This is a genomic window from Brevibacterium mcbrellneri ATCC 49030 (assembly GCF_000178455.1).
In the GTDB taxonomy this organism is placed as follows: Bacteria; Actinomycetota; Actinomycetes; order Actinomycetales; family Brevibacteriaceae; genus Brevibacterium; species Brevibacterium mcbrellneri.
Genome location: NZ_ADNU01000030.1, coordinates 25,688 through 35,490 on the forward strand (window position 1 = coordinate 25,688; position 9,803 = coordinate 35,490).

Annotated in this window: 8 protein-coding genes and 1 pseudogene; 5 read left to right on the forward strand and 4 right to left on the reverse strand. The window is 60.2% G+C overall.

The window, feature by feature from the left end; genetic code table 11:
* The first annotated feature begins 70 nt into the window (after nucleotides 1-70).
* A complete protein-coding gene (locus HMPREF0183_RS05085; RefSeq protein ID WP_005883514.1) occupies nucleotides 71-727 on the forward strand; it encodes a copper resistance CopC family protein in 657 nt (218 codons plus the stop codon).
* Here the strand turns inward: HMPREF0183_RS05085 and HMPREF0183_RS05090 are convergent.
* Entirely contained in the window at nucleotides 684-1,778 is a 1,095-nt protein-coding gene (locus HMPREF0183_RS05090; RefSeq protein WP_050775351.1) for a glycerate kinase, read from the reverse strand. The genes HMPREF0183_RS05085 and HMPREF0183_RS05090 overlap by 44 nt on opposite strands.
* Before the next feature lie 43 nt (nucleotides 1,779-1,821).
* Between HMPREF0183_RS05090 and HMPREF0183_RS05095 the strand changes: the two genes are divergently transcribed.
* From HMPREF0183_RS05095 to HMPREF0183_RS05105, 3 genes and pseudogenes are all read left to right on the forward strand, one after another.
* Nucleotides 1,822-3,804: a M13 family metallopeptidase gene (locus tag HMPREF0183_RS05095; protein WP_005883518.1), complete on the forward strand. Its 1,983-nt coding sequence runs from the start codon at nucleotides 1,822-1,824 to the stop codon at nucleotides 3,802-3,804.
* A gap of 42 nt (nucleotides 3,805-3,846) precedes the next feature.
* Nucleotides 3,847-4,377 (forward strand): annotated as a pseudogene (locus HMPREF0183_RS12495) (class I SAM-dependent methyltransferase); the annotation flags it as partial.
* 103 nt (nucleotides 4,378-4,480) lie between these two features.
* Complete coding sequence (locus HMPREF0183_RS05105; RefSeq protein WP_005883521.1) at nucleotides 4,481-5,092, forward strand: PepSY domain-containing protein; 612 nt, start codon at nucleotides 4,481-4,483, stop codon at nucleotides 5,090-5,092.
* Between the two features lie 22 nt (nucleotides 5,093-5,114).
* Here the strand turns inward: HMPREF0183_RS05105 and HMPREF0183_RS12070 are convergent, their stop codons facing one another.
* Nucleotides 5,115-6,665 (reverse strand): DUF1684 domain-containing protein, encoded by a 1,551-nt coding sequence (locus tag HMPREF0183_RS12070; protein ID WP_005883523.1) that lies wholly within the window; start codon nucleotides 6,663-6,665, stop codon nucleotides 5,115-5,117.
* Nucleotides 6,666-6,730: 65 nt separating this feature from the next.
* Nucleotides 6,731-7,978: an MFS transporter gene (locus HMPREF0183_RS05115; protein ID WP_005883525.1), complete on the reverse strand. Its 1,248-nt coding sequence runs from the start codon at nucleotides 7,976-7,978 to the stop codon at nucleotides 6,731-6,733.
* A 19-nt stretch (nucleotides 7,979-7,997) separates the two neighbouring features.
* Between HMPREF0183_RS05115 and HMPREF0183_RS05120 the strand changes: the two genes are divergently transcribed.
* Entirely contained in the window at nucleotides 7,998-9,323 is a 1,326-nt protein-coding gene (locus tag HMPREF0183_RS05120; RefSeq protein WP_005883527.1) for a M18 family aminopeptidase, read from the forward strand.
* 145 nt (nucleotides 9,324-9,468) lie between these two features.
* Here the strand turns inward: HMPREF0183_RS05120 and HMPREF0183_RS12795 are convergent.
* Nucleotides 9,469-9,803 (reverse strand): LPXTG cell wall anchor domain-containing protein (locus tag HMPREF0183_RS12795; RefSeq protein WP_156798155.1); only part of this gene is annotated, 335 nt, incomplete at its 5' end.

A 9,803-nucleotide genomic window follows, 5' to 3' on the forward strand; every position in this document is an offset into this window, starting at 1 on the left:
GGTCGTGAGGAGTTTCCCAACTACATCCCTCATACTGGACATACACTGTCTAACTGATTGGAGACTCGACATGACTCACAGGTCAGCACTTTCCCTACTGCTCAGCGCAGTTCTGACCTTGGTGATCGGTTCGTTCGGCCTGATGTTCGCTTCGCCAGCCCTCGCCCACGACCAGCTGATCGGCTCCAACCCTAAAAACGGAGCCAAGCTGGACAAGCAACCCGAATGGCTCGAACTGGAGTTTTCTGGAAACATCCAGGACATCGGCACCGAAATCCAGGTCATGCACGAAGGCAAAGACGTATCTGCCGGTGAAATCGCAATCGAAGGTCGCAAAGTCACCTCGGCGCTCCCCGACGACCTGGCGCCAGGCGACTACAAAGTCGTGTGGCGAGTGGTCAGCTCGGACGGCCACCCCATTAGCGGAACCCTCGAATTCACCATCAACGACAGCAACGCTGCTGGTGGAACCACCTCGGAAAACGAAGGCGACGCCTCCACTAACGAACAGCCCGCCGAAGGCACCGGCGACAACAAGGCAGACAACGCCAACAACAACGGAAGCTCAGCCGATACCTCGGCAGACACCGACGCTTCCGCTACAGCCAACGAAGACAACGGTGGTATTTCACCAATCGCCTACGTGGTGATCGCCCTGGGCGCAGTAGGCGTTGTCGCGCTCGTCATTGTGATGTTCCGTCGCAAAAGCCGCGGTCTCGAACAGTAGCCGCTAACGCATAACCCACTTCTTTAAGCACTCGCCCCGGTTCAGCAATACACTGCTGGACCGGGGCTAAGTCTGTGAGCGCGAAAACCTCAGCCACCTCGGCGCCGGCACGCAACGTCGCCTGCCCGCACACCACGATCACCGGCACGCCAGCCTCCCCGGCGCGCACAATCACCGTGCCCGGCCCCTTGCCACCCAGCGTCTGCTCGTCAAACTGGCCCTCGCCCGTCACCACAACACTGGCGCGCTCCAGCTGTTCGTCGAACCCCACCGCTGACAGCACAAACTCGGCCCCAGACACTCGGTTCGCGCCCAAACCCGCCATGAGCGCGAACCCAAGCCCGCCCGCGGCTCCCGCGCCCGGCAGATCCCACACGCGCCCGGTGGGGTCCAGCTGGTCTGCCCACCGCGCCAATCGTTCTTCCAACCTGGCTACGGTCGCCCGGTCGGCGCCCTTTTGCGGCCCAAACACCTCGGCGGCCCCGCGCGGCCCCGTCAACGGGTTGTCCACGTCGCACGCCACCGTGAAAGCCACGCCCGAGGTGTCCACCCCTGCCTCTTTCACCGCCCTGAGTGCGCCCCGGCCGCCGTCGCTTGTGGCCGACCCGCCCACGCCAACCACGATCCGCGCACACCCGTATTCGATGGCGTGCGCAATCAGCTCGCCCGTGCCGTACGTGTGCGCGTCCCATGCAGTTTGCGGTGACGGGTCTACCAGGTGCAGCCCGGACGCTTGGGCCATTTCAATGACGGCCGTGCCACCTTGGGCGCCGTCTGCCGTGCCACCTTGGGTGCCACCTGCCGCGACCTCGGCCGTATCACGCAGCGACGCCCACCGCGCGGTCACCGGCTGACCCAACGGCCCGGTCACTTCCACCTGGTGCGCCTCATATCCGCAGGTCACCAACGCGTCCACAGTGCCCTCACCACCGTCAGCAAGAGGCAAAACTGTCACCGGGAAACCGGCCTCTTCGCACGGTCCGCGCAAGCTCTGCGCCACCTCGAGCGAGCCGATCGTCCCCTTAAATGCATCACTAGCAATGAGGATCATGTGTTCATTATGGTGCATGCCCGCAAGGCGATAACGTAGAACCATGACTGTTCTTCCAACTGATGATTTCTTCCGTCACGTCAACGGCCAGTGGCTCGACACATTTGAAATTCCGCAGGATCGGGCCGGGGACGGTCAGATGCGTCAGTTGCATGACGCCGCCGAGGTCGCAGTCCGTGACATTATTACCGGGCTTGGCGCTGGGGCCGGGGACGGGGCTGATGCACAGGCAGGTTCGGCTGGACCAGAAGAGGCAACCGCAGGCGCAGTCGCACCAGCAGGCTCCCCTGCTCAGATGGTGTCCGACCTCTACTCCAGCTTCATGGACACACAAACCATTGAAGACCGTGGCCTAGAACCACTCCAGCCTTTGTTTGACCTGGTGAAAGGCGCTAAGAACCACCAGGAACTCGCTCGCGTTTCCGGTGAACTGTACCGCCACGGGGTGAGCGGCGTGATCGCCGCGTACGTGTCCCCGGACGCCATGAAGTCTGACACGTACGCCATGTACATGATGCAAGACGGCATCACCCTGCCCGATGAGTCGTACTACTCAGACGAGCAGTACAGCGAGATCCGCACCGAGTTCGTGGAGCACATCGAGCGTCTGGCCCAGCTCACCGACTTAGTAAAGCACACCGGGTTCACCAGCTCTGACCTTGCCACTCACGTGCTCGCAATCGAAACCGATATGGCTTCCCACCACTGGGACCGGGTGGCTGTGCGAGACGCCCAAAAAACCTACAACCCGGTCACGCGCGCTGAACTCGTTGAGCTCACGGAAGGTTTCGACATCGACGCCTGGCTCGACGCCCTGGGAGTAGACCCCAGCGTGGACCACTTCATCGTGGGCCAGCCTTCCGCAATCACCGGCGACACTGACGTGTGGGCGCAATCCGACCTGGAAGTGCTCAAGGCCTGGACGATCTACCAGATCCTCAACAGCCGCACCGGAGCGCTACCTGAAGCAGTTGTGGATGAGCACTTCGACTTCTTCTCCCGCACCCTGTCTGGAACTCCGCAGATCCGTGAACGCTGGAAACGTGGCGTCAGCCTGGTCGAAGGGTACCTGGGTGAGGTCGTGGGCAAGCTCTACGTTGAAAAGTACTTCCCACCAGAGTCCAAAGACGCGATTCGTGAACTTGTCGACGCTCTCATCGAGGCATACCGCCAATCGATCACCAACCTCGACTGGATGGGTGAAGAAACCAAACAGAAAGCACTCACCAAGCTCAGCCAGTTCACCCCTAAGGTGGGCTACCCAGATGTGTGGCGTGAGTACAACTTCGAGGTGAAGGCAGACGACCTCGCCGGCAACGTTGACCGCGCAACCGTGGCTGAAACCAAACGCCACATCGACCGGATCAACCAGCCTATTGACCCACACGAATGGCTCATGAACCCGCAGACGGTCAATGCGTACTACCACCCCGTGCTCAACGAAATCGTGTTCCCGGCTGCCATTCTGCAACCCCCGTTCTTCGACGCAGATGGCCTGCCTGCCTCGAACTTCGGAGCGATCGGTGCGGTCATCGGTCACGAAATCGGTCACGGTTTTGACGACCAAGGCTCCCGTTACGACGGCACCGGAAACCTGGTCAACTGGTGGACCGATGAAGACCGCGAGTGCTTCACTGAGCGCGTTCAGGGCCTCATCGACCAGTACGACGTTTTGGTTCCTGAGGGCCTGGATCCCTCCGACACCGTCAACGGGTCACTCACCGTGGGCGAAAACATTGGCGACCTGGGCGGTCTGGGAATCGCGTGGAAGGCACTCAACATCGCCTCCGACGGAAACGTGTCCGAAGACGACGCTCGCGCGTTCTTCACCGCGTGGGCGATCGCCTGGAAGTCTAAGTTCCGTGCGGAAGAACGCCGCCGCCGGCTCGCAGTTGACCCGCACTCCCCTGAAGAGTTCAGGTGCAACCAGGTGCTGAAGAACATGGACGCGTTCCACGAAACCTTTGGCACAAAACCGGGTGACGGCATGTGGCTGGACCCAGCCGAACGCGTCTCCATCTGGTAGGTCGGCTGTGAACGACCTCGGCGGAAATACCCCAGCCAGCGACCCAACCTCCGGGCGCTTGACCTGGCGTGTGGTGAAGGTGGCGACGCGCTGTGGCTCGCTGACCAAGGCTACGAAGTCACCGGCGTTGACATCGCTCCCACGGCCATCGAACGCGCCCAGTCGCACGCACTCAGGCAGGGTGTCACGGCGACTTTTGCCGCCTCGGACGCCGAAACCTGGCTTGCCCACCAGCACGCCGCCGGCACCACATTTGACCTGATCACCGTGTCATTCCTCCACACCAACGTGGTAGCAGAACGCGAAGAACTCCTCCAAGCCGCCCGCAACCTCCTGCACCCCGGAGGCGTGTTCCTCACCGTGTCCCATGCGCAGATGCCACCCTGGGCGCGCGAAAACTTCACGGACGAGCAGTGGGAGGCCCGCACCCGCGCACTGCCAACGCTTGAGTCTGAACCGGCCCTGCTTTCCGGTGAGGTTTTGCTGGCCGAGGTGTGGGACCGGACCGTCGCAGACCCCAGTGGGCAGCCGGCAGTGCTGGAAGACCTCGTGGTAGCCGTGCGGCGCCCGTGAAGCGGCTCTACGCAGGTCGCCAGAGCGCAATTACTTGCTGCCCGTAACTGGCATCACAGGAGTCGGACGGGCGTCACTCGCAGTAATTCGTTACGGTTGAAATATGAAGAAAATGAACCTACGCAAAGCGTTCCTGGCTGTTCCCATCGCTACTGCGTTGGCTCTTGCCGGTTGTGGTGGCAACGAAGGCGAGGGCGCACAGCAGACCACCGGTGGCGAACAGGCTCCAGCCGAACAAGCAACAGAAGAGTCGAACGAATCCGTTGACGACAACGGCGTGACGTCGCTTGACGACGATGACGACAACAACGAAAAAGGCGGGTCCGTTGAAGCTGCCAACGCGGCAATCGACACTGCTGAAGCTGAAGTGAAGGACTCGAAGGCCATTGGCATCGATCACGAAGACGACGGCACCTGGAAAGTCGACGTGCTGGCCGGTAACAAAAAGGTCGAAGTGAAGGTTTCCGCTGACGGCTCCTCCGTTGAAAAGAAGGACGACGCCGACTCCGACGACAAGAACGCCGCATCCCAGGTCCGTCAGACCCTCAAGGAAGCGATCGCGTCCGCTACTCGCCACACTCCAGGAACCGTTGACGAAGCAGAGCTTTCATCCGACGACGGAGTGCACTGGGAAGTCAAGGTTTACCCCAAGGGCAAGACCGAATCCGTGGAGCTTAAGATCCACCACCGCTCCGGCGACGTCATCAAAGACTAAAGCGGTTAAAGACTTAGAGCGGTTAAATCTGCGAATGCACTAACCGCGCAAAACGCTCAATAAGGTCCTGCCACGTGGCATGCGTGGACCACTGAGGTTCAGAGCCCTGGTGCTCGGAGCCCTGGTTAGAAGCTACCTGGCCTTCAAGCGTTGCCGAGGTCGAAGGTTCAGTTGACTCTGTACCTTTGGCTTCGGCTTTTTTGCGTGTCTGCTGTTTGCGCAAAACGGGTTCGATTTCGCGAACAGGAATGTAAGATGTGCCACCTTCGTCATAGCGAACCACCTGGGAGAACAGACGATCACGCGCAACCACATCGTTCACAGTCACGTCGTACACCGGCCCGGCTGAGACTTGCTGTTCGCTATTGAATGTGGCAACGGAGAAGTCCGTCGATTCCAAAGATGCCTGCCACGGGTGTTCCGCAACCTTTTCGTGAGAACTGAGCAGGGTAGCAACATTTCCAATGGCTACCACGGGAACAGACGCGCCCGTAGCATCACTGAGCAGTTCCATCACTTGTTCGTTAACGCCGGTGACCTCAGGGGTGTCATAACCGACCACAACGAGGCCGGCATACCCCGTCAAGGGTGGAAGAAGTTCGTCGCCAGTCGAATCGGCGACCGTGACGTCTACGCCCAGGTGACGAAGAAGTTCAAGCGACTTTTCATAAAAAATGTCGCCACCTGTGCGCACCAACAACACAGGCGTGTTGACACCCGATTCGCCTAGCGTTTGAGCAGGTTTCCGCTCCCCTGCCTCCACGTTCAGAGGCAACAAATTCTGGGGAACCGGAGCCGGGCACGCCACGTACGGAGTAAACGCCATGGGCCACACGACAGTCCGGTTGAAGTCCAGGATCACACCGCCGGAATGATCAGGGACCCCCAAGTTCAATCGACGCCAGTTTGGCGTGGTAGTTCCGTTGGTGTAGTCATAAAAGTTGATGTATAGGCCACTGCTTAAGGACCCAGATACCATCACCGTGTGTTGCTGACCGCCTAGCTCAAATGTGACTGTTCCGGGGAACGTTTCTGTGCGGTCCAAACCAGGGGTCGCAGTCCCAATACGGTGCGACTGGGGCTGGTCAAACGGCTCAAATGTCCCTTGCACAGTCCACGAGGTGTCCAGCGGGAACGTGGGAACATCAATAAACCGTGAAAGAAGAGGTGCTTTAGAGTCACGCTTACGCAACGCCACGTACCCTTCACGGTTGAGGAGCTCAACCACCACATCACCGCTCAACAACCAATTAAAACCAGTGTTGAGGGACACGCGCGCACTAAATGTGCCTTCCTTAGAGTGGGTTGCTGCCATGAGCGACGAACTCGGAGCGTCCGTCACTTCCAAGGACGCAGCCGTTGGGCCCACAGTGTGTCCTGGGTCGACCTTGAAGTGCATCCAGGTGCCGTCAAAGCTGAACTCGCCGGGAAGGTCGAACCATCGACCTGACTGCCCCGGTTGCACCCATTGGATATCGGTGATGCTCAACGGGCCAAAACGGGTAGCCAGATCCGCCACGCGCGCGTCATGCCACGCGTGCCATTCAGTCGTTAGCTGAGCGGTTAAAACCACGGCACCTCACTCGTGTTGAAGCAACTCATATCTAGCCTACCTGCCGTACCCATGCGAACCCACCGTTACTGAGGGCGCCCACGTTGCACAACCACGTACGGAAACGATAGCGCCAACAAACACCCGGTAGCCACCGCAACCGCAACGTACCCCATAAGGTATCCCGAACCGTCAACCAGATTACCCACCACCGCACTCGCAGTAGCCTGCCCCACCGTAACCGCGGTCGCCATCATCGACATCACTGCAGTGGTGCGGCCAGTCGGTGCCACCTCGGCGGCAATGGAATACAACGTCACCAACGCGGGCCCAATTCCAGTACCCAGCACCAACAACGCAATCACCAAACCGGACATACCAGGAACCAGGTTGAGAATCGCCGCACCGGCCACCGCGATCGCGCCTGCGACCATCCACCGCACAACCAAGATGACACGGTCAGGCAGTGCCACGACCGAAAACGCGAACAGCGCGGAAGTCACGCCCATCACGCCGTACAGAAGTCCCGTGGCATCGGCCCGGCCCAGCGTCTCCATGAAACTGGTGAGGCTGGTGAGCATGGACCCAAAGAACAGCCCAATCGACAACATTCCCGCCACGGGCACCATCACGCGCGGCGCAAGGAGCGTTCCCATCGGGGCTGTCGTGGGTTGAGTGGGGGTACCGTCGCCGAGGTCGTCCACCCTGGCCTTGGCTCGTCCCGTCGAGTACACCGACGACGGGTGGAACGCGATACCTAGGACACCCAACGCGGTCAAGATCGCGGCGGCGTCAAGGGGCACCACCACGCCCGCAAGGGTTGCAATGACCCCCACGACCACGGGACCCAAGACGAACACGAGTTCGTCGGTCATGGATTCGTATGACAGGACCGTGTTGGTCACGCGGGTGGGAACATCGTCGTTGAAATTGTGGCGCAAGGCTTGGAGCCAGCGCGAGCGCACCATCGACGTGGCTTGGGGTTGCGTGCACCCAATACACAGTGCTGCGGCGCAGATGAGCAGTACGTTGGGCTGGGAGTCGCTTGCGCGTAACGCCCACCCCAGGCCCAACAGACTGGCGGCGTTAGTCACGGCGGTGAAAACGAGGACCGGACGTTGGCCGTATTTGTCAGCCAGGATGCCGTAGATGGGCCCAGACACGGCGGTTCCCAGCCCCACCAGGGCGGCGGCAAAGCCAGCGGTCCCGTAACTGTGGGTCACCACTGAGACGGACGTCATGACCGCCACCACCGACATGGCGAATGGCAGTTTCGCTAAAAGAGCGAGAGGGAAGAAGGTCCACCCCACGATGCGAACAAGCTGAGCAATCACGGTTCACTAGGCTATACGTATGACTCAAACAACTGAAACACTCGCACAGAATTATGCACGCGACCTCATGCGCGTGGTGAAAGCGTCACCGTCGTCGTATCACGCCGCCGCTCATGTCCGGGATCGCTTGACTGGCCAGGGCTTTGAGGTACTTGACGAAGCACAGGCCTGGGATTTGGTTCCGGGAGGACGCTACGTAATTGTCCGTGACGGTGCGGTCATGGCGTTTGTTCTTCCGAAAACCGTTGCTGGGACTGGTGGTTCCACTAGCGGCGCCAGCGATGCGCCCGTTTTTCGCGTCATTGGCGCACACACGGACTCACCGGCGTTCAAACTGGCTCCAAAGTCCGACTTCACCAACGCTGGTGCAGCACAGGTGGGCGTGGAAATCTACGGTGGACCTCTACTGAATTCCTGGTTGGACCGTGAACTGGTGTTCGCAGGACGTCTCGCTTTGCGTGACGGCTCTACTGTTTTGGCATCGACTGGGCCGGTTGGGCGTATTCCCCAGCTGGCAATCCACTTGGACCGTGGGGTCAACGACGGTCTCAAGCTGGACAAACAGCGCCACACCCAGCCCGTGGTGGGCTTAGAGCCGGTTGAGCTGGAAAAATTGTTGGCCCAGTCCGCTGGGGTTGACCCGGAAGATGTTTTGGGCCACGACATTTACACATGTGCCGCCCAGGAGCCTGCTTTGTTTGGGGCACACAACGAATTCCTGGCCTCTCCACGTCTGGACAACCTGGTCAGTGTTCACGCGGGAATGCGTGCGATTGAAAAACTCACCGACCCCACCGACATTGCTGTTCTTGCAGCCTTTGACCACGAGGAAGTGGGGTCCGGAACACGATCCGGTGCGTGCGGCCCCATGCTTGCCCAAGTCACCGAACGCATCGTGTACGGCATGGCCTCTGCCTGGGGCTATGAAGGGCACGAACGCAACACGTACATGCGCAGTCTCGCAGGTTCCGTATGCGTCAGCTCGGACACGGGCCACGCTGTGCACCCCAACTATCCAGAGCACCACGACCCACGCATCACCCCGCTCCTGGGGCGCGGGCCGCTCTTGAAACTCAATGCCCAACAGCGCTACGCCTCGGACGCGGTGGGAACCGCAGTGTGGGCCCAGGCGTGCGAAGACGCAGGCGTTGCCTACCAGGACTTCGTGTCAAACAACAACATGCCGTGCGGTTCCACGATTGGGCCACTCACCGCCACCCGGTTGGGCATGACCACGGTGGATGTGGGAGCGCCACTGTGGAGTATGCATTCGGCCCGCGAAATGATCGCAATCAGCGACGTCGCTGACACTGTTGCGGTTCTGTCAGCGTTTGTGCGGCCATAGTTGCCGTCCTGGACGCTGATAGCGACTTCTGGAACTTCTACCTTTCGCCCATTAGTCAGCTTCAACCAGCAACCTGTGATTTCATGCATCCCGGGAGAGCCAGGCTCTCCCGGGAACATTATTCATCAGTGAGCTCGCATTCTTGTCACAGTGAACGTGAGCTCCGACGAGACAGAACAGTAGCGACTATTCCAACCGCTAGAAGCACCCCACCAGCCACAAGCACTCCCACGGTTTGAGCACCAGTACGTGGCAGAGCACCTGGCCCAGGCGACGATTTCGGCTCTGGTTCAGGAGTTTCACTCGGCTCCGGTTCCGGCGAAGGCTCAGGGGTCTCGCTCGGTTCGGACGTAGGCTCCGGTTCAGGAGTTGGCGTCACACTCTCACTTGGTGACGGCTCCGGTGTAGGTTCCGGGGTCTCACTTGGCGAAGGTGATGGCTCAGGGTCAGGGGACTCGCTCGGCTCAGGTTCAGGCGTTT

Bases quoted from the DNA above. Each gene is read 5' to 3' on its own strand.
- HMPREF0183_RS05120 (WP_005883527.1), top strand. From the start codon at position 7,998: ATGACTCAAACAACTGAAACACTCGCACAGAATTATGCACGCGACCTC.
- HMPREF0183_RS05090 (WP_050775351.1), bottom strand. From the start codon at position 1,778: ATGATCCTCATTGCTAGTGATGCATTTAAGGGGACGATCGGCTCGCTC.
- HMPREF0183_RS05105 (WP_005883521.1), top strand. From the start codon at position 4,481: ATGAAGAAAATGAACCTACGCAAAGCGTTCCTGGCTGTTCCCATCGCT.
- HMPREF0183_RS05085 (WP_005883514.1), top strand. From the start codon at position 71: ATGACTCACAGGTCAGCACTTTCCCTACTGCTCAGCGCAGTTCTGACC.
- HMPREF0183_RS05095 (WP_005883518.1), top strand. From the start codon at position 1,822: ATGACTGTTCTTCCAACTGATGATTTCTTCCGTCACGTCAACGGCCAG.